Genomic DNA, 19,266 nt, shown 5'->3' on the forward strand with positions numbered 1-19,266 from the left:
GCCGGGCCCTGCCGCGCACCCGGGAATCACCGCCGGGCCGGCCGGGTTGCCCTGCTGGGCCGCACGACGGGACGGACCGCGGGACCGTGGGACCGGGGTCCCGCCAGGGAGAGGAGAAGGACACCGATGAGCCTTCGTCAGTTCGAGTACGCGTTGGCCGTGGCGGCGGAGGGCTCGGTGACGGCCGCCGCCGAGGTGCTGCGCGTCGCCCAGCCGTCGGTGTCCCAGCAGATCCGGGGCCTGGAACGGGAACTCGGGGTGGAGCTCTTCGACCGCACACCGAGCGGACTGGTGCCCACCGTGGTCGGCCGCGCGTTCCTGCGGGAGGCGGAGGTCGCGGTGAACGCATCACGCCGGGCGCGCGCGACCGCGCGGGCCGGTGCCGACGAGCTGGTGGGCGAGCTGATGGTCGCGGTGCAGATGGGCTTCGGCACCCGGCAGCTCCCGCGGGCGCTGGCCAGACTGCGCCGCCGCTTCCCGCGCCTGGAGGTCACCGTCTTCGAGGAGCCCGGCGCCGCCGAGATGGACCGGCTGGGCCGCCGCGACGTACTGGACCTGGCCCTGATGGCGGCCTGCGACGCGACCCCGGCCGACGCCCACCACCTCGGCGACGAGGAGTTCGTCGTGGTGCTGGGCGCCGGGCACCGCCTGCTCGCCGGGGACCGGGTCGGACTGCGCGCGCTGGAGGGCGAGCAGTGGGTGAGGTTCGGCCGTGACAGCGCGCTGGACGGCGTCCTGGTGAACGTACTGCGCGACCACGGCCTGACCCCGGTCACCGCCGCCCGGGTCTCCCAGGCGGCGACGGCCGTGCGCTGGGCCGCCCACGGCCTCGGGGTGGCACTCGTCCCGGCCTCCGCGGTGCCGCCCGGCCACGAACACCTCGTCCGCCGGCTGTCCCCGGCCGTGTCCCAGCCCGTCATCGCCGTACTCCGGCAGGGCGCCGGCCCGGGGGAGAAGGCCCTGTTGGAACTCCTGCGCGAGGAGGATTTCCCGGGAGAGTGATGATCCGGGGTCGTCCGGGAGTCCGCCTCCTGATGAACCGGCCTCTCGGTGAATTCACCCCTCTACGAAATCACCCCTCTATAAGATCACCCCTCTATGAAATCACCTCTCGGTGAATTCACCCCCTGGGGAATTCACCTCCGTCCACGACGAGCTTGCTCCCGGTCAGCCAGCTCGCCCGCTCGGACACGAGGAACAGCACCGCGTCCGCGATGTCCTCGGGCCGGCCGTCGCGCCCCAGCGGCGGCACGTCGTCCGCGTTGACCTGGGCCGGTCCGGTGTTCAGCAGCGCCCACTGCTCACGCGTCGCCTCGCCGCCGGGGGTGGTGACCCGGCCGGGACTCACGGTGTTGACCCGGACTCCGGACGGGGCCAGCTCCAGGGCCAGCCCCCGGCTGTAGTTCTCCAGCGCCGCCTTCGCCGCCGAGTAGTGCAGGAAGGGACCGGCCGGGGTGAGGACCGCGGCCGAGGAGATGTGCACGATCCGCCCCTGGCGCCGCTCCCGCATCCCCGGCGTCAGCAGCGCGTCCAACCGCACCGCGGCCAGGTAGTTCAGGTCCAGCGCGTCCTGCCACTCCTCCTCGGGGATGGCCGAGGCGCTCAGGTGCGGCCGCGCCCCGCCCGCGTTGTGGACCAGGATGTCCACCCCGCCGAGCACCTCCCGCGCGGCCGAGGCGAGCGCCTGCGCCCCGGTCCGGGTCCGTACGTCCGCCGCCACGAAGGCGGCACCCTCCGGCGCCGTACCCGTCGCCGACCTCGCGGTCGTGAGCACGTCGGCACCGGCGTCCAGCAGCCGGCGCACGACGGCCGCCCCGATCCCGCGCGTACCGCCCGTCACCAGCGCTCGCTTTCCGGCGAGTTCCCGCTTTTCCGAGCCGCTCTCGACACCGGTCATGATTCATCATCCTTCTCGTTCTATGTAAGCCGTCGGCCCGGCGGAGAACAACCGAGCCGTTCCACCGTAGGTCCGTAGCGGAACGAGAGACAAAGACGAAACAGCAGCGGACGGTATAGGTGATTCCTATTCCTCCTCCTGTTCCTCTTCCTCTTCCTCTTCCTGTTCCTGGGCCTCGATCCGGGCGCGCACAAGGGAACGCATCGGTGCGGTGACGCATCTCCACAGACGTACCGCCCGTGCCAGCGACGAGAAGGGCCGTTCCGGATGAGGGTGCGACAAGCACGTGTGCTGCTCTTGGCGTTGTCACTGCTGCTGGCCGGGTCGTTCGCGCTGGCCGGGCCCGCCTCCGCCGTCATCGGGGGCGCGAGGAGCGGCTACGGGCCGTGGGCGGTACGCATGCTCGTGGACGGCCGTCCGGCGTGCACCGGGACGGCGGTGGCGCCGCAGTGGATCCTCAGCGCGTCGCACTGCTTCTTCGAGCAGGGGCAGCCCGTCGCCGACAAGCGGATCTCGTTCCGCGTCGGCAGCCTCGACATGCGCAAGGGCACCACGGTCCGCCCGCTGCCCGGCAGGCGTGCCGGGAGCGCCCGTGCCGACATGATGCTGATCAAGGTCCCGCCGATGAAGATCCCCACGGCGCGCCTGGCCACGGCCCCGGTCCGGGTGGGGCAGACCGTGCGGCAGTACGGATGGGGCGCCACCTGCACCGGGGACGAGAACGCCTGTCAGTCCCCCGTGCTCAAGCAGTCCGACCTCCGGGTCGTACGGCCCGACGACCCCCGGTGCGCGGGCTTCACCGCCCCGGGCGGCTCCGACTTCTGCATGGAGAAGGTGTCCGGCATCCCGGCCGGGGGCGACTCCGGCGGCCCGGTGATGAGCGTCGGCCCGCGCGGCACCGAGACCCTCCTCGGCGTCTTCGACGGCTCCGACCGCGAGCGGATCGCCGAGGCGGGCGGGATCGCCGGGGAACTCGCCTGGATCCGCTCGGTCGTCGGGAAGTAGCCGCCTGCCGGGCCCGTTCCCGTACGGTCCCGCCCGCCCGGGACGACCGGTTCCGGTCCCGGTGCCGGTCGCGATTCCGGTGTGTGACGCTTCTGCGAAGGACTGTCCGTACCCCCGAGGGCGTGCCGCGGGGCGGATTCGCGTTCCGTATCCTGGTGCGCGGAACTGCTGGGTGACCGAGGGGGGCGCGTGCCGCTGCACAAGGAGGACCCGAGATCCATCGGCGGCTACCGGCTGCTCGACCGGCTCGGGGCGGGCGGCATGGGCATGGTCTACCGGGGCAGATCGCGCTCCGGACGCGAGGTCGCCCTCAAGGTCGTGCACGCCAAGCACGCCCAGGACCCCGTCTTCCGCGCCCGGTTCCGGCACGAGATCGACGCCGCCCGCCGGGTGAGCGGCGCCTTCACGGCGGCTGTGGTGGACGCCGACCCGGAGGCGGACCCGCCCTGGATGGCCACCCAGTACGTGCCCGGCGAGTCGCTCGCCGCCCGGATCCGCGACGGCGGCCCGCTGCGCGTGTCCGAGCTGCGGCCCCTGGCGCTCGGCCTGGTGGAGGCGCTGCGGGACATACACCGGGCCGGGGTGGTGCACCGCGACCTGAAGCCGGCCAACGTCCTGATGGCCGAGGACGGCCCCCGGGTCATCGACTTCGGCATCTCCCGGGCGGCCGAGAGCCACCACACCCTCACCGAGACCGGGCAGGTCATCGGCACCCCGCCCTTCATGTCCCCGGAGCAGTTCACCGACGCGCGCACGGTCGGCCCGGCCTCGGACATCTTCTCGCTCGGCGCGCTGCTGGTGTACTGCGTCACCGGGCGCGGCCCCTTCGACGCCGACAGCCCCTACCTGACCGGCTACCGGGTGGTCCACCACCAGCCCGCCCTGGACGGTGTGACCGGACCCGTGCGCGCCGTGCTGGAGCACTGCCTGGCCAAGGAGCCCGCCGACCGGCCCGGACCCGACGAACTGGCCCGGGAGTTCGCGAGCGCCCTGCCCGAGCCGGAGCCGGGCGACTCGGGGACCATGACGCTGCGGCTGCCCCCGACCTGGCCCGGCACCGCGTCCGCCCCGCACACCACGGCCGTCACCCGCCGCCCCCGCCGGCGCGGAACGCGGGTGCTGCTGGCCGCGACGGGCGTGCTGGCCGTGGGCCTGAGCGGCTGGTTCGTGGTGGGCATGCGCGGTGACGACGGCAGCGATGTGACGCAGTCCGAGAAGGCCGCCGCGTCCTCGCCGCCCAGCCGCTGGGGCACCCTCCCCGCCGGGTGGAAGCCGTGGCAGACGACCGCGGCCGCGCCCGCGGAGAAGGGCGTGCGAAAGGCGCCCGGCTACGAGGGCATCAGGTCACCGTCGTGCGTGGCGGCCGGCGGCGCCCTCTACTGCGCCGGGGCCGCCCTCCTGCCGGAACGGATCGATGCCACCACCGGGCGCACCCTCTGGCGTGCCGGCATCGCACCCGCCGGGGTCCCGACCGAGCGGTACGTCACGACGGTCCTCGGCACGCACGAAGGCGTGGTGCTCGTCGAGCTGTCGGTCACCGACGAGGGCGGCCGGGGCGTGTCGCAGGCCGTCTCCGCGCTCGACGCGGCGAGCGGCGAGCGCCTCTGGTCCCACCCGGTACGCACCGAGAGCCTGGGCTCGATCTACGCGGCCGGGGCGACGCTGACGCAGGAGGGCGACAGCAGCACGGTGACCGTACGCTCCGCGCAAGACGGCACCGTACGCCGCCGGATCCCCCTGCCCGAGGGGTACGACTGCCTGCCGCTCGCCGTCGACGACCGCCCCTACGTGGAGTGCACCCCCCAGGAGGGGAAGGCCCGCACCACGAAGTTCTTCGTCGTCGATCCGGCCGACGGCTCCGCGCGCACCCTGTCCTCCCCGGCCCAGTGGAGGAGTTTCGTCGGCATGCTGGACGGCAGGCTGCTCTTCGCGGAGACGGACGAACGCCCCGTGACCAACAGCCCCGACATGATCTACACCCGGATCGTGCTCGTCGACCCGCGCACCGCCGAGCCCACCTCGGTCCCACTGCCCGAGCGGTACCGGGGCAGTCCCCCCGTCCTGACGCACGGCACGCTCTACTTCGCCACCTCCAGCGGCCTGGTCACCGCCGTCTCCCCGACGACGGGAGCCCGGCTGTGGCAGACCCACACGTCCGTGGAGACACCCGGCCCGGCCTCGGTGGACCCGACCGGGCGCACGGTGTACCTGGCCGGGGGCAGCGGCCGGGTGGCCGCCCTCGACACGGCGCGCGGCACCCTGCTGTGGGAGTCGTCGGCACGCGCGGAGGTCCTGGACACCGGGCCACTGCCCCCCGTGTGGTTCAACGGGGGAGCCCTGGTCCTGGCGGCCTTGGACGGCACCGTCTTCACCCTCGACCCGGCCCACCCCGGACGGAAGCCGGTCAGGGTCGGCTGACCCGGTGGGGGCCGAACTTTTCCGGGCCCCGATTCGTTGCGGCCCTTCGCACTTGTGATGGTTCCGGGTGATCAGCTTGACTGCTGGTCACGGTATGCCGGGCGGGGCGACGTGGCCCAGTGGACCACTCGTGCCCGCCCGTGCTCGGGAATCAGGACAAGAGGTGCCATGGATCTCCAACTCGCAGGCCGACGGGCCGTGATCACCGGCGGAAGCCGGGGTATCGGATACGCCGTCGGACGGGCTCTCGCCGCAGAGGGGGCGTCGGTCGCCCTCGTCGCCAGAACCGCCGCCGACGTCGAGGAACGGGCGAGGATCCTCGCTGAGGAGACCGGTGCCGAGGTGATCGGAGTCGCGGCCGACACCGGAGCCGACGCGTCGGTGGCGGACATGGCGGGCGAGGTGCGGGACCGGCTCGGCGGCGTGGACATCCTGGTGAACAACGCCGCCAGGACCAACCCCGGGGCCTTCCCGGAAGAGGATCTCGAATCCGAGATCAACGTCAAGGTCCGCGGCTACCTGCGATGTGCCCGCGCTTTCGCTCCGGAAATGTCGCAACGAGGCTGGGGCCGGATCATCAACATCGGCGGACTGGCGTCGCGCCAGACCGGGTCGGTGACCGGCTCGATCCGCAACGCCGCCGTGGCCGCCCTGACGAAGAACCTGGCGGACGAACTCGGGCCGTCCGGGGTCAACGTCGTCTCGGTGCACCCCGGCCCCACACGGACCCGGACGTACCTGGACAACCTCGGGCGCCGGGCTGCCGACCTGGGCTGCGGCCGGGAGGAACTGGAGCAGCAGGTCGCCGCGACGATCTCGATCGAGCGGATCGTGGACCCCGAAGAGGTCGCGGCTGTCGTCGCCTTCCTGGCGAGCCCGCTCAGTGTGGCCCTCAACGGCGATCCGGTCATCCCGAGCGGCGGGGTCAAGGGAGTCATCTACTACTGACGCGGACCCTCGGCCGGGCGGGGAGCGGGGGCGGGGCGTGCCTCTCACACCGCCCGCGGCGCCGGAAGGAGCGCCGGCGCCGGGACCGGCGTCCAGCCGGTGCCGGTCAGACGCCCGAACACCTGGTCGCCGAAGTGGAAGGCGAAGCCGATCGTGCCCGGCTGTCCGAGCTCCGCGGTGAGGCGCTCGCGGGCGGCCCGTACTCCGGCCCCGTCCAGGTCGGGCCGTGAGGGCCAGTCGGGGTGCGTCAGCTGCGCCGGTGTGTGGAACACGTCCCCGAGGACGATCACCCGCTCGCTCCCGGCGGATATCACGTAGCAGGTGTGTCCCGAGGAGTGCCCGGGTGTGACCAGCGCGCGCACACCGGGAAAGACCTCCTCGCCGTCGTCGAAGGGTGTGTGTTCGGCACCGATACGGGTGAGTACGTCGGCCGCCGGGGCGCCCGGCACCGTCGTACCGCAGCCGTGCGGGGTCCATTCCCGGGCGGCGACCAGGTACCGGGCCCGGGGAAAGGTCTTCTCCGGGGTGAACGCCCACCCGGTGTGGTCGACGTGCAGATGGGTGAAGGCGACCGCCTCGATGTCCTCGGGGGTGTGTCCGAGCGCGGCCAGTGTCGCGAGGAGCGCCCCGCTGTCACTGTGCCCCACCAGGTCGCCGGAGACATGCACCGGCCCGCGTACGGGCCCCAGACCGGCGTCGATCAGCAGGCGGCGGCCGTCCCGCTCGACCAGCAGACCGCCCGCCGACATGGGCAACCTCCCCTGAGCGTCCAGGAGTTCGGGATGCCGGTCCCAGTGGTCCGCGGGGAAGCCGGGGAAGAAGCCGGACGGCAGCATGGCCATCGCACCGTCCACGACATAGGTCATCCGCACCTCACCCAGCACGAGTGACCGGACGGCGGACTGCTGGTCGAGGGTTCCCAGTTGCATGATCAAACACTCTCCTTCTCCACGGTGGGCTCTCGGGGCTGTCGGTTTCGCCGCGGTCAGCGGACGGTCGCCTCCGTACGGCTGCGCAGGTGTGCCTCGTCCTCGACGAGCCGGGTGAGGGCGTCGAGGACGTCGCACAGCAGCCCCCGGGCCGGGGAGTCGTCCGGGAACCGGCCGTCGTCACCGAACTGACGGTGTGCCTGGAAGAGCAGGAACTCGGGCTGCTGCACGACGTGGGCGTTCATCTTGTGCAGCACCTGCCGCAGCGCCGACTGCGCCCGCACGGTGCCGAAGGGGCCCGGGGAGGCGCCGACCACGGCGACCGGCTTGCGCAGCAGCGCGGGACCCTCCCCGTCGGCCGGACGGGAGAGCCAGTCGAGGGCGTTCTTGAGCGCGCCGGGGAACGAGGAGTTGTACTCGGGCGTGGCGATCAGCACCGCGTCGGCCTCCCGGACGCGGCGGCGCAGCTCGGCGACGGCGGCCGGTGCCGGGTGCTCCTCGTCCTCGTTGAAGTGCGGCAGGAGACCGAGCCCGCCGAAGTGGTCGAACCGCAGCCGCGGGCCGAGGCGTTCGGCCTCCCGGAGAAGGGTGGTGTTGAGGGAGTCGCGGCGCAGACTGCCGGACAGGGCGAGTACGTCGAGGTGGGTCATGGCGCTCCTCCGAGGCGCGGGCCGGACGCGGCCCGAAAGGGGAAGGGGTAGTGCGCGGGCCCTCGGACCCGGCCTGATCCATCCTCTGCGGACCGCCGATACGGCGCCAGAAATACCCGTAAGAACGCCGTTTCCACGCCACTCACACCGCGTAAAATGCTGATGGTGCGCCAAAATCTCGACGAGACGGACCGGCGGATCGCCGCCGCGCTGATCGCTTCGCCCCGTGCCTCCTGGCGGGCGGTCGCCACCTGCCTCGGCCTCTCCGAACGCACCGTGGTCCGCCGCGCCGGCCCGCTCTACGCCGACGGCACACTGCGCGCCACCGCGGAGCGCAACCCGATCCGCTTCCCCGACCTGGTGCCCATGGCCCTGCGCATCCGCTGCCGCCCCGACCGCATCCGGGCGGTCGCCTCCACCTTGGCCCGGCGCACCGACACCCTCTGGGTCGACATTCTCGGCGGCGGCGACGAGATCAGCACCATCGTCTCCCTGGACGGTCCCGAGGCACGCAACCGGCTGCTGCTGCGCGACCTCCCGGCCACCGCCGCCGTCCACGGCTGGACGTCCCACACCGTGCTGCGGGTCTTCCCCGCCTCCCTCAACTGGGGCGCCCGGCTGCTGGACGAGGAGGAGACCGCACGCCTGGGAGTACGGCCGTTCCCGCTCAGCTCCCCGCCGCCGGAGCCGCTGCCCGCCGCCGATCTGGCACTGATCGGGGCGCTGACCGAGGACGCCCGCGCCGACTACGCCACCCTCGCCCTACGGACCGGCACCACCGCGCGGACCGTCCGGCGGCGGCTGGAGGCCCTGGTGGACGACGGCACGGTACGCCTGGTCACCGAGACCGACCTGGCCCTGCTCGGCCTGCGCACCAAGGCGCAGTTGTGGCTGTCGGTCGCGCCCAGTGCCCTCCAGGCCGCCGGTGAACGGCTCAGCCGCGAACCCGCCGTCCGCTTCACCGCCGCGACCACCGGTCCCGCCAACCTCCTGGTCATGGTCACCACCACCGGCCTGGACGCGCTCTACCGCTTCCTCACCGACACCATCGGCGCCATGGAACACGTCACCGCCATCGAGACCACCCCGGTCCTGGCCACCGCCAAGCGCACCGGCCTGATCCGGCCCGGCTTCTGAGGACGAGGTCGTCCGGCGGGCCGGACTACAGGGCCGGACTCACAGGGTCCGTACGACCCGGGCGGGGTTGCCGACGGCCACGGTGTTCGCGGGGACGTCCTTGGTGACGACCGCACCGGCCCCGATGACGGAGTTGTCACCGATGGTCACCCCGGGCAGCACGATCACCCCGCCGCCCAGCCACACGTTGTCCCCGACGGTGATCGGCCTGGCGGCCTCCAGCTTGTCCCGGCGGGGCCCCGGCTCCAACGGGTGCGTCGGGGTGAGGAGTTGCACGTGGGGGCCGATCTGGCAGTCGTCGCCGATGGTGATCGCGGCGACGTCCAGCGCGGTGAGGTGGTAGTTGACGAAGGTGCGCGCGCCGATGGTGATGTTGCCGCCGTAGTCGACGTACAGCGGCGGCCGTACCTCCGCGCCGTCCCCCAGCGAGCCGAGCAGTTCGGCCAGCAGCGGCCGGGCGGCCCGCGCGTCCTCGGCGTAGGCGGCCTGGTAGCGGTACGCCAGGCGCACGGCGCGCTGTTGGCGGCGGGCGATCTCCGGGTCGTCGGCGATGTAGGGATCGCCCGCGCGCATGCGCTCCAGGTTCGTGCGCGGATCGCCCGGGAAGTGGTCCGTGGTCGGCATGCGGACGAGCGTAGCCGGGGAGGGCACGGACGAACGCTCTCCTCGGCACCCGCCCGGCCCGGATCCCGCCCCCGGCGCGGGCGGGTTCACCGCGTGCGCGCGGGCCCGGACTCGGCGGGGCGCGCGTGGGGGCGGGGGCCGCCCCGGCCGCGCAGCGGTACGTCCGTCTCGGTGAGCATCTTGTGCACGAACCCGTACGAGCGTCCGTGCGCCTCGGCGATGGCCCGTATGGACATGCCGTGTTCGTACTGCTTCCTCATCTCACGGGCCAGTTCCGCGCGGGCCGTGCCGGTGATCTGCTTCCCCTTGTCCATGTGCTCGTCCCCTTTTTTCTGCGTCTCTGCGTCGCCTTCCGCGGCCGGTGTCCGGCCGTGATCGTCGTCTACCCCGTTCCGGGGCCGGGGCAACAGGGACCGGCGGTATCGGGTGTGGCGGCCGGGGCCGGGGGTAGCCGGACCCGCGTATCACCCCTGTGAAGCGAACCGGTGTGAAGTGAACAAGGGAGCGACACCAGATGCTCATGGCGCATCCCGCAGTCCTGCGGAATCTCGTCGAACAGTACGACTCGCTGCGCATCCTGCACGCGGAGAACGGCAGTGCCGACGTTCGACAGCGCATGGACGACGTCGCGTACACGCTGTGTGTGTCGACCGGCACCCGGGACATCGACGCCGCCCTCGTCGCCGCCCGCCACCGCCTCCCCGGCGCCCGCACCCAGGACGACTCGGTCCTCACCGCCTGAACCCTGAACGCAGGCGGTGCTCAGCCGCGTGTGCCATGCCCCCGGGGCGGCTGGAAGCAGGCCGTGACCTCCTTGCCCCGGGGGCAGCGGTACGCCTCCCAGGCGTCGGCCAGGGCACCGACCAGGAACAGACCGCGCCCGCCCAGGGCGTCCTTGCTCGGCGGACGCTGTTCGGGCAGGCAGGGCGACGCGTCGTGCACGGTCACGTGCAGACACCTCTCGTCCCAGGTGAGGATCAACTGCGCCGCGCTCCGGGCGTGCACGTGCGCGTTGGTGACCAGCTCGGACACGGCCAGCAGCACCGAGTCCACCAGATCCGGATCCGTCCGCGCCCAGCCCAGCGTCTCCAGATGCGCACGCGTCCAGTCCCGGGCCCCCTTCACCTCGCTCGTCATCGGGAGGGAACGCGCCCACCCCACCGCCCTCAGCGACATGTCCTTCGCCACGATCCCTCCTCGAACCCGCCGACCGGATACACCTCACGTGTGCCCGCGATCCGGCCGGCCAAGGCGCAACGGACGAACTCGGACCGTGACCGGCCGGGCGGCGGCGGCCGTCTCCTTACACCGTCCAGCGGGTTGATCACCCAGGTGCCGGCCGATCCGGCGGGACCGTACGGATCCGGGTCCCTGGCGAAGGATTCCACCCGCACCGTCGACGGACCGTACGAGTAGTGTTCCCTGCCCCGCGCCCCTCGGCAGCGGCCCCGCCCCATCACATACTGGAAGGCCCGGCGGCGACCGCCCCGCCGGAGTCGGGAAGGAGTGTGACGCGCCCGATGGAGTCCGACGACGATGCCGTGTGGTGTGCGTGTGCCGCGCTCGGCGGCAGTCTGCTGCCGCTGGTCGACCAGGAACCGTGGCGGCAGGCCAGGCGCCGCGAGGAGTTCGGTGAGCGGGGGCTCGGTGTCCGCCGGGGCGAGCTGCTGACCGGGGCCTTCGCCGCGCTCCTCCTGCACGCGCTCGTCGCCGACGCACACGCGGCAGGCAGCCCCCACGACCTCGGCACGCTGCACGCGATACCCCTGCGGGCGGTGGTGCGGGCGCTGCACGACAAATGGGACTACGAGATCCTGGCAGGCTCGCCGAAGCGATTCCGCGACGACACCGAGGAAACCGCCGTCGCCGCGCTCCGCCTGCTGGCCTATCAGATAGGCCCGGAGTGCTTCTGGTTCACCTATGTCGGTACACACGTGCACCGCGCCCTGATCACCCTCATCGACCGCTCCCGCATGCCGTCCCCGACCTGCGGCGACCTGAGGCAGTGGGCGAGCGGGGCCGGGCTGCTGCCGTGACCGGGCGGGGTCCGGGCAGGGGCTCCGGCGGGATCTTCCGGCGAAGGCCCGCGCCCCGCCGTCGCCGCCGTCGCCCCCGTCACCCCCGTCACCCTGCCGCTCACAGCGCGATGTCCGTCCTGGAACCGACGTTCAACTTCCGCATCACACGGGCCACATGATGCTCCACCGTGCGGACGGACAGCACCAGGCTCTCGGCGATGTCGCGGTTGGAGCGGCCCTGGACGACGAGGCGGGCCACCTCGCGTTCCCGCGGTGACAGCTGGTCGCCGTAGCCGAGGCGGCCGCGGCGGTGCGTGGAGACGATGTCGTGGCGGCGCAGCAGCCGTTGGCAGCGGGCCACGTCCCAGCGGGCGCCCAGCTCGCGGTAGACGTCGACGACGCCCCGTAGCCGGTCGGCCGCCGTGGGACAGCGCAGGGCGAGCAGACACCGCCCGTGGGCCTCGCCCGCCCGCGCCGCGTCGAAGGGCCGGCCGAGCCGCCGCCACCGCGCCTCCGCGTCCGCGTACGGGCCGAGCGCGTCGGCCGGACCGCCCCCGGCCTCGGCGAGCAGCGCCCGGCACAGGGCCAGCGCCGCCTGCCCGCACGGGACGTCGCGGCCGTCGAGCCCGGCGGCGAAGTCGGCGACGAGCCGCCGCGCCCGCTCGGTCTGACCGCTCTCGCACAGCGCGGTCACGGCCGTCGGCGCCACCTCCCCGGCCCACACCCAACCGCCCGTCAGTTCCAGCCGGTTGAGGGTCTCCGCCACGGCCTCGCACGCTTGCCCGGGGCGACCGGCCTCCAGGTGGACGCGGGCGGTGGCGGCGGCGGACGCGGTGAGGATGACCCCGGTGTCGTAGCGGGTGACCCGGGCGGCCTCGGCGAGGTCGAGCCGGGCCCGGGAGACGTCCCCCAGCACATGCAGCGCGGTCAGTCCGCGGACCAGCATGGCCTCGGCGGTCAGATCGGGGATCTCCGCGTAGAGCCGGGCGGTGCGGTCGGCGGCGGCGTGCAGCCCGTGCCAGCGGCCCTCGTGCCAGGCGAGCACCAGACGGGCGGTCTGGGTCAGCCCCTCCAGATACGGACTGCTCGTACCGGCCAGCCCGGCGGCGGCCCGGCCCAGGAACTCGTGCGCCCGCGCGCCGTAGCCGAGGGCGGTGGCCGCGTGCGCCAGGTTGGTCCAGCCACGGGTGTGGTGCGCGGCCTCCATCACCGTGGTGGCCGGGCCGCGCAGTTCCTCGGCGGCGGCCCAGGCCCCGGGCTCGCCGAGCAGCATGAGCGCGGTGGCCCGGTTGGCGGCGACGGCGGCCCGCGCGACCGGGTCGGTGATCCGGCCGGTGAGCGCCTCGCCGCGGCGCAGCCAGAAGCGGTGGCGTTCGACGGGCCAGCCCTTGATGGACGGGATCGCGGCCACCGCCATGGCGCGCGCCGCGGTCTGCGGGTCGGACGCCTCCAGGTCGGGGATGGCGCGGGCGACCTCGTTGAGGCTGTCCAGCGCCCCTCCGCTCTGGTTGCGCAGCACGACGCTCAGGTGCAGCCGGATCTCGCCGCGCAGCCGGGGCGGCGGATCGTCCTCGTCCAGCACGCGCCGGACCGCGGCCACCACATGGTCACCGGCACGGGCGAGCTGTGCGGTCCGGGCGAGCCGCCCGGCGGTGCGCACCCGGCTCGCGGCCCGCGGATCCTCGGCGACGGCACGGGTGTAGAGCGCGGTCGCGGTGGCGTAGTCACCGGCCGCGGCCGCCCGGTCGGCGGCCACGACGAGGCAGCGCACGCCCTGGACCGCCTCGCCGCCCAGGATGTGGAGCCGGGCCAGGTCGACCAGCGGCGGCGGCCCGTCCCCGCACCTGCGCAGGGCGCGGGCGCCCCGCAGACCCAGCCGGGCCAGCCGGGGCCCGGGGATCCGCGCCAGCGCGGCCCGGCGCTCCAGCGGCTGCCGTACGGCGACGAGCGGCCCCTCGGCCCGCAGCACCGCCCGGCGCAGGCCCTCCTCCACGGCGGCCTCGGCGCGCTCGGGCACGAGCCCCGCGGTCGCGGCGAGTACGCCGGTCCCGGCCGGTCTGCCGAGGACGGCCGCCGCTTCGACGAGGCGCCGCGCGTCCTCGGTGAGCACCGCGCAGCGCCGCTCCCACCCGCGCCGCAGGCCCGGCGCAGGCCCGGCCTCCCGCAGGGCGGTGAGCAGCGGGCCCGCCGGGACGTCGGCCTCCTCCCAGGCCCACGGGGCACCCGTGCTCCCCGGCCGGGGACGTTCCGCCGCGCCGCCCTCCCGCAGCAGCTCCTCGGCGGCGGTCAGCAGATGGTGCGCGAACCCGGGCAGCCCGCGGGTCAGTTCGCGCACCGCCGCCGCGGCCTCCTCCCCCTGCGCCGCGTGTTCCGGCAGCCGGGCGCCGAGCCACCACCGGACGAACTCCGCCGTCTCCGCGCCGGTCCAGGGTCCGACGTCGATCTCCTCGACCGGCAGCCGCGCCGGAGCCCGGAAGCCGAGGACCGGGACCCCCGGTCCGGGATCCTCGGTGACGACCAGGCGCAGCCCGGCAGGCATCGCCCCGATCAGGCGGCGGAGCAGTGCCAGGGTGGTGGCGTCGGCACGGTGCACGTCCTCCAGCACGCACACCGTGCCGGTGTGCTCGTACGCCGTCGGCGGCGGCGGCCCCGCCGCGTGCGCCGACAGGGCGCGCAGCAGCCCGTGTTCGGCGCGGCGGCAGGACGACGACGGGCACCGTGCGGCCGGACCCGCCGGACCCGCCGGACCCGCCGGACCCGCCGGACCCGCCGGGCTGGGCGGTCCGGGTGGTGCGGCGGAAGCCGGGACGGTGCAGGTCACCGACGGCAGCGACCGGCCGGGCGGGAGGAACGGCGGCGCGGCCGGTACGGCGGCGACGGCTCCGGGCGCCACCGCCTCCGCCGCCTCGGCGCATGTCCCGCGCAGTTGCGTCCACGCGGCGAACTCCGGGGCGAGCAGCGCCTCTTCGACCAGCCGGGACACCCCCGCCCCGGACTCCCCGCGGACCACGGTGAGACCCGGCCCCTCCCGCAGGGCCGCCCGCAGCCGCCGGACCTCCTGTGCCCGCCCGGTGAACGGCGCGTCGCGGCCCGCCGTCCGGCCCTGTCCCGTGTCGAAGCACCGTCTCTCCACGGTTCCGCCTTCCGCCGACCGCCCGCACCCTGTCGCTCGGACCGGTTTCCTTCCGGCCACGGGGATTTCGCCCCGCCGCCCGGCAGGTGGTCTACCTCCCCGACGGCCGAAGTCGCAATAGGGGTCCACCACCTACAGAACGCCGCGGCGCGGGCCCTGCCCCGCGCCCGGACCGGCCGCCGCGCCCGGCTGCGGGGTCCGTCCCCGGCCGCCAATTGTTGGGTAGCGGTACGGATTGCCGGTCCTTGACCAAGTGGCCCAAGCTCTGGGCAGTCCGGCGACGCCTCCCCGTACCCGGTCTCCCCGGCCGGCAGGACGGGCGGTACGGGACGGCTGCCATCCGCGGCCGAGCGGCGTGGCCGGACCGTGCCGCACGGGGCCTGGTCCCGTGCGGCACGTCGCCCCCACCGCGACGGACCGCCTGAACCACGAGGCGGCCCGAGCGACGGCCGCCCGGTGCTTGTCATGCCCGCAACATGGGTGACGCGAGTGCTTCCCCGACGGGCCGTCCGCCCCGGGACGAGCGCCTCCCCGCCTCGCCGGGGCGCCCGGACGGCGGGGGCGACGCCCATCCCCACCGGCCCCCTGCCGGGTCCGGACCGTCCCCAAGGGAGAAACCATGGAGTTCGACGCCCGCGCCGTCCGGCGGGTCCTCGCCGCAGGCGCCAGTGCCGCCCTGCTCTTCGGCGCGGCCATCACCCAGGCCACGGCCGCCCCCGTACCGCCGGGCGGCGGTGAGGGCCGCATCGTCGGCGCGGACCGCCCCGGAGCGGTCGACGGCTCCTACATCGTCACCTTCAAGAACTCCGTCGACCGCGCCGATGTGCCCGCCTCCGCCAAGGCCCTGGTCGCACGGCACGCGGGCAGCCTGCGCTACACCTACACCGCCGCCCTGCACGGCTTCGCGGCACGTATGTCGCCGCAGGAGGCGAAGAAGCTGGCCGCCGACCCGTCCGTGGCCCGGGTGGAGGCCGACGCGGCGGCGTACGCGGTCGACACCCAGACCAACCCGCCCTCCTGGGGCCTGGACCGCGTCGACCAGCGCGACCTGCCGGTGGACCGCAGCTACACGTACGGCAGCACCGCGTCGAACGTCAACGCGTACATCGTGGACACCGGAGTCCGCCTGAGCCACCGCGACTTCGGCGGCCGGGCGGTCAGCGGCTACGACTTCATCGACAACGACACCAACGCCTCGGACTGCGCCGGACACGGCACCCATGTCGCCGGCACCGTCGGCGGCGGCTCGTACGGCGTCGCCAAGGGCGTCAAGCTGGTCAGCGTCCGCGTACTGAACTGCCAGGGCACCTCGGGCGACACCTGGGCCCCCGTCCTCGCGGGCATCGACTGGGTCACCAAGAACGCGGTGAAGCCCGCCGTGGCCAACATGAGCATCGGCGGCGGCAGGACCCAGTCGGTGAACGACGCGGTGGCCGCCTCCATAGCCTCCGGTGTCACCTGGGTCGTGGCGGCGGGCAACAACAACGCCGACGCCTGTTCCTACTCCCCGGCCTCCACCGCCTCGGCCATCACGGTCGGCGCCACCGACAGCCGGGACGCCCGCGCCACCGGCTGGTCCAACGGACAGGGCTCCAACTACGGCTCCTGCCTTGACATCTTCGCCCCGGGCGACAGCATCGTCTCCTCGTCCAACGCCGGGGACACCGCCTCCCAGACCATGAGCGGCACCTCGATGGCGACCCCGCACGTGGCCGGTGCCGCCGCCCTGCTGCTCGCCGCGCACCCGACGTGGAGCCCCGCCCAGGTCCGCGACCGACTGGTCGCCGACGCCACGTCCGGCAAGGTCACCGACCCCCGCACCGGCTCCCCGAACAAGCTGCTCTACACCGGCACCGGGACCACCACCCCGCCCACCGGCACCACGTTCGAGAACACCGACGACTACACCATCCGCGACAACAGCACGGTGGAATCGCCCCTCGCGGTCACCGGTGTGAGCGGCAACGCCCCGGCCGCCCTGAGCGTGCACGTGGACATCCGGCACACCTTCCGCGGCGACCTGAAGGTCGAGCTGGTCGCCCCGAACGGCACCGCCCACCTGCTGAAGAACTTCGACAGCAACGACAGCGCCGACAACGTCCAGGCCACCTACACGGTCGACGCCTCCGCCGCGCCCGCCAACGGCACCTGGAAGCTGCGGGTCACCGACAACTGGGCCAACGACACCGGCTACATCAACGCCTGGTCGCTCCAGTTCTGACGCGCACCGCCGGGCCCGTTCCTGCCCACCGGGAGCGGGCCCGGCCGTCCGGGGAGACGGTCAGGAGAGCTGTCCGTCGTAATCGGGGAGCTGGAATCCCCGCTCGTAGTTCTTGTACTCGAAGTCACCGGGGCGATTTCCCACGTTCGCGACGAGGGTGTATCCCTCGGAGACGAACTGCTTGCGGCACCGGATCTTCACATCGACCGCATGGGACTCGTTCTTCTTGAGGCAGATCTCGGTGACCGCCGGATATCCGGCCTTGTCGAGAGCGGCGAGTGCGGCCGATTTCCCGCTCTGTTTCCGGGCGGTGGCGACGAGCACCGCCACGTGGTGGGAGGCCGCCGCCTCGGCGAACTCCAGCACCGGCTTGTTCGGTGCTCCCGGGTGGTACTCGGTCTCCAGCGAGGTGTTGTCGATGTCCAGGACGACGGCCAGCTTCGTACCGCCCCGGGCGACCCGGTCCTCCAGGTAGGGCACGGAAGGGTCCATGACCTCGCGTACGTCCGACTGCCAGGTGGCGTAGTCCGGGAGCGAGGAGGCGGCGCGCGGTGCGACGGCCGCCGCGGAGCGGCCCGCCGCGGCCGCGGGCGGGATCGCGGCCGAGCCGAGTGCGGCGAGTGCGGCGGCCGCGGTGGCGGCCCGGAACAGATTCTGACGCATGCTGTTCGCTCTCCATTCGTCTTCTCGTCACCGAGATGTTCTTCTCGTCGCCGAGAGGGAAAAGATGAGCTTCCCTGAATTCGGGGAAGCCGCCGTAGAGTTCGCGAGCAGGACGCTAGCAACATCGGCACGGCACATCCAAGAGCGCGTCCGCGACCGGCCGTTCACGGTTTTGACGCGTCCGCCCGGCCGCTCATTCCGACGGCGCGGCGTCCCCCTCCGCCATGTGCCAGGAGACGCCGAACTTGCCGGGCCCGAAGTCCAGACCTACGGCCAGCACGGCACCGGAAGGGCTGACCTCCAGCTCGCGGACGGCCTTCGGTTCCCGCTCGCCGATACGGGTGGTGAGCTGACGGCACCGCACCGGCAGGGCGCCGGGATGGAAGCGGACCTCCAGGACGTAGGCGCGCACCACCCCGCGGAAGTACCGGGAGGAACGGTCGCCGCTCACGACGGACCCCTCCGGGGCGCCGGGCCGTACGGAGTCGTACTCGATGAGGACGGTCTCGTTCCTGCGCAGGGCGCGTTCGAAGACCAGTTCCACCGCGGTGAGGCCGGAGGCCGGGTGGCGGACGACCCGCCCCGCCCGGCAGTTGCGCAGATTGGTCAAGGGCGACTCCGCGCTCCGGCCGTCGCCCCAGTCCGACAGCAGGACCAGCCGGTCGGGGCCGTCCTCCTCCGCGCGCAGCACCAGGGTGGCGCGCAGTGCACGGGCCCGGCCGTCCGGACCGACGGTGACCCGGTCGTGCAGGCTCAGCCGGCGCAGGGCATCGTCGGCGTAGGGGAGGAGCGGAGCCAGCAGACCGGCGGCCTCGGGCCGGGTCGCCCACACGTCGCGGGTCGACGGCATCCGGTCGGCCAGCGTGCGGCGCCCGCGTGGCCGGGGCGGCGCGAGCAGCGCCCGCAGGCCGTTGCCGGGCAGTCCGAGCACGGCTTCGAGGTGCCGCAGCGCCAGCAGCGAACCGGGCCGCTCGGGACGGCGCCGCCCGGACTGCCAGGAACTGAGGGTCGCGACGCTCAGCGAGGCACCGCGCCTGACCAGCCGGTCGCGGACCCGGTCCAGGCTCAGTCCGCTGGCCGTGATGGCGGCCCGCAGCGCGTCCGCGAACGGTCCTCGCTCCAGCAGCCCGGCCAGCTCCTCCGCGAGGGGATCCCCGGAGCCCTCCGAACGCCGCGCCGCAGCTTCCGCCATCGACCTTCCACCCTGCTTCCGGCGCCTGCGCGCTTCCCGGCACATCCCGGCAGGCGTACGACCTCCACGATGGTGGGGCCTGGCGGCGGCGGGCACAATGCGGCCGTCGTCGGCTGCCGGTCCGGTCCTGTGCGCCGAGCCGGCTCCTCAGACGGTCGGGCGACTCTTCCGGAAGCAGCAGCACGAAGCTAGCGGCACCTGGGCCTGAAGAAAATCTGTCGTGGCTGGAGTAGACATTGGCTTGGGGGAGGGTTAGGGTTTTGTCCGTAGCCCAGAAGTCGAAGAGCGATGGATCGATGGATCGTTCGAAAGAGGTCAATCGAAAGAAGTGAAGAGGTAAAGAGGTAAGGAGCGAACGCCATCAGGATCGCCCGGGTGAGGAGGCAGACCACCCGGGTACCGCAGACCCCGGATTGGAAGGTGGTCCCCGG

The 19,266-nt window shown here is 73.5% G+C and carries 17 protein-coding genes; 8 read left to right on the forward strand and 9 right to left on the reverse strand.

Translation table 11 applies throughout. From position 1 onward, the window contains the following. Nucleotides 1–126: 126 nt before the first annotated feature. On the forward strand, nt 127–1,002 hold the full coding sequence (locus B086_RS0115145; protein ID WP_018567262.1) for a LysR family transcriptional regulator: 876 nt from the start codon (nt 127–129) through the stop codon (nt 1,000–1,002). Nucleotides 1,003–1,120: 118 nt separating this feature from the next. On the opposite strand, the gene B086_RS0115150 is transcribed toward B086_RS0115145, so the two are convergent. After that, nucleotides 1,121–1,897 (reverse strand): SDR family oxidoreductase, encoded by a 777-nt coding sequence (locus B086_RS0115150; RefSeq protein WP_018567263.1) that lies wholly within the window; start codon nt 1,895–1,897, stop codon nt 1,121–1,123. Between the two features lie 267 nt (nt 1,898–2,164). Between B086_RS0115150 and B086_RS0115155 the strand changes: the two genes are divergently transcribed. The 3 genes from B086_RS0115155 to B086_RS0115165 all read left to right on the forward strand — a co-directional run bounded on the left by B086_RS0115155 (nt 2,165) and on the right by B086_RS0115165 (nt 6,268). Beyond that, nucleotides 2,165–2,902, forward strand: coding sequence for a S1 family peptidase (locus B086_RS0115155; protein ID WP_037873521.1), 738 nt, complete (start codon nt 2,165–2,167; stop codon nt 2,900–2,902). 189 nt (nt 2,903–3,091) lie between these two features. Beyond that, nucleotides 3,092–5,320: a protein kinase domain-containing protein gene (locus tag B086_RS0115160; RefSeq protein WP_018567265.1), complete on the forward strand. Its 2,229-nt coding sequence runs from the start codon at nt 3,092–3,094 to the stop codon at nt 5,318–5,320. Nucleotides 5,321–5,488: 168 nt separating this feature from the next. Beyond that, on the forward strand, nt 5,489–6,268 hold the full coding sequence (locus B086_RS0115165) for an SDR family NAD(P)-dependent oxidoreductase (RefSeq protein ID WP_026252449.1): 780 nt from the start codon (nt 5,489–5,491) through the stop codon (nt 6,266–6,268). A gap of 44 nt (nt 6,269–6,312) precedes the next feature. On the opposite strand, the gene B086_RS0115170 is transcribed toward B086_RS0115165, so the two are convergent. Both B086_RS0115170 and B086_RS0115175 read right to left on the reverse strand, forming a co-directional pair. After that, a complete protein-coding gene (locus tag B086_RS0115170) occupies nt 6,313–7,197 on the reverse strand; it encodes an MBL fold metallo-hydrolase (RefSeq protein ID WP_018567267.1) in 885 nt (294 codons plus the stop codon). A gap of 56 nt (nt 7,198–7,253) precedes the next feature. After that, nucleotides 7,254–7,847, reverse strand: coding sequence for an NADPH-dependent FMN reductase (locus tag B086_RS0115175; protein ID WP_018567268.1), 594 nt, complete (start codon nt 7,845–7,847; stop codon nt 7,254–7,256). 156 nt (nt 7,848–8,003) lie between these two features. On the opposite strand from B086_RS0115175, the gene B086_RS0115180 reads away from it, so the two are divergent. Next, nucleotides 8,004–8,984 (forward strand): Lrp/AsnC family transcriptional regulator, encoded by a 981-nt coding sequence (locus B086_RS0115180; RefSeq protein WP_018567269.1) that lies wholly within the window; start codon nt 8,004–8,006, stop codon nt 8,982–8,984. 39 nt (nt 8,985–9,023) lie between these two features. On the opposite strand, the gene B086_RS0115185 is transcribed toward B086_RS0115180, so the two are convergent. Further along, on the reverse strand, nt 9,024–9,608 hold the full coding sequence (locus tag B086_RS0115185; RefSeq protein ID WP_026252450.1) for a sugar O-acetyltransferase: 585 nt from the start codon (nt 9,606–9,608) through the stop codon (nt 9,024–9,026). Between the two features lie 86 nt (nt 9,609–9,694). Next, a complete protein-coding gene (locus B086_RS0115190; RefSeq protein WP_018567271.1) occupies nt 9,695–9,922 on the reverse strand; it encodes a helix-turn-helix domain-containing protein in 228 nt (75 codons plus the stop codon). Between the two features lie 200 nt (nt 9,923–10,122). Here B086_RS0115190 and B086_RS0115195 point away from each other — a divergent pair, with 200 nt between their 5' ends. Then, entirely contained in the window at nt 10,123–10,350 is a 228-nt protein-coding gene (locus tag B086_RS0115195) for a DUF5133 domain-containing protein (RefSeq protein ID WP_018567272.1), read from the forward strand. 20 nt (nt 10,351–10,370) lie between these two features. Here B086_RS0115195 and B086_RS0115200 read toward each other — a convergent pair whose 3' ends face one another. Continuing rightward, complete coding sequence (locus tag B086_RS0115200) at nt 10,371–10,796, reverse strand: ATP-binding protein (RefSeq protein WP_018567273.1); 426 nt, start codon at nt 10,794–10,796, stop codon at nt 10,371–10,373. 332 nt (nt 10,797–11,128) lie between these two features. On the opposite strand from B086_RS0115200, the gene B086_RS0115210 reads away from it, so the two are divergent. Further along, the gene (locus B086_RS0115210; protein WP_018567275.1) at nt 11,129–11,644 is read left to right on the forward strand and encodes a hypothetical protein; all 516 of its coding nucleotides are present in this window, start codon (nt 11,129–11,131) and stop codon (nt 11,642–11,644) included. Nucleotides 11,645–11,744: 100 nt separating this feature from the next. Here B086_RS0115210 and B086_RS0115215 read toward each other — a convergent pair whose 3' ends face one another. Then, entirely contained in the window at nt 11,745–14,759 is a 3,015-nt protein-coding gene (locus B086_RS0115215; protein WP_018567276.1) for a helix-turn-helix transcriptional regulator, read from the reverse strand. Between the two features lie 619 nt (nt 14,760–15,378). On the opposite strand from B086_RS0115215, the gene B086_RS0115220 reads away from it, so the two are divergent. Further along, entirely contained in the window at nt 15,379–16,980 is a 1,602-nt protein-coding gene (locus B086_RS0115220) for a S8 family peptidase (protein WP_018567277.1), read from the forward strand. 60 nt (nt 16,981–17,040) lie between these two features. Here B086_RS0115220 and B086_RS0115225 read toward each other — a convergent pair whose 3' ends face one another. Both B086_RS0115225 and B086_RS40060 read right to left on the reverse strand, forming a co-directional pair. Beyond that, nucleotides 17,041–17,643 carry an HAD family acid phosphatase gene (locus tag B086_RS0115225; protein ID WP_018567278.1) on the reverse strand — a complete coding sequence of 201 codons (603 nt, stop codon included), beginning with the start codon at nt 17,641–17,643 and terminating at the stop codon, nt 17,041–17,043. Nucleotides 17,644–17,836: 193 nt separating this feature from the next. Further along, nucleotides 17,837–18,835 carry a hypothetical protein gene (locus tag B086_RS40060; protein ID WP_018567279.1) on the reverse strand — a complete coding sequence of 333 codons (999 nt, stop codon included), beginning with the start codon at nt 18,833–18,835 and terminating at the stop codon, nt 17,837–17,839. Nucleotides 18,836–19,266 lie beyond the last annotated feature (431 nt).

It is taken from the genome of Streptomyces sp. PsTaAH-124, from assembly GCF_000373685.1.
Classification (GTDB): Bacteria; Actinomycetota; Actinomycetes; order Streptomycetales; family Streptomycetaceae; genus Streptomyces; species Streptomyces andamanensis.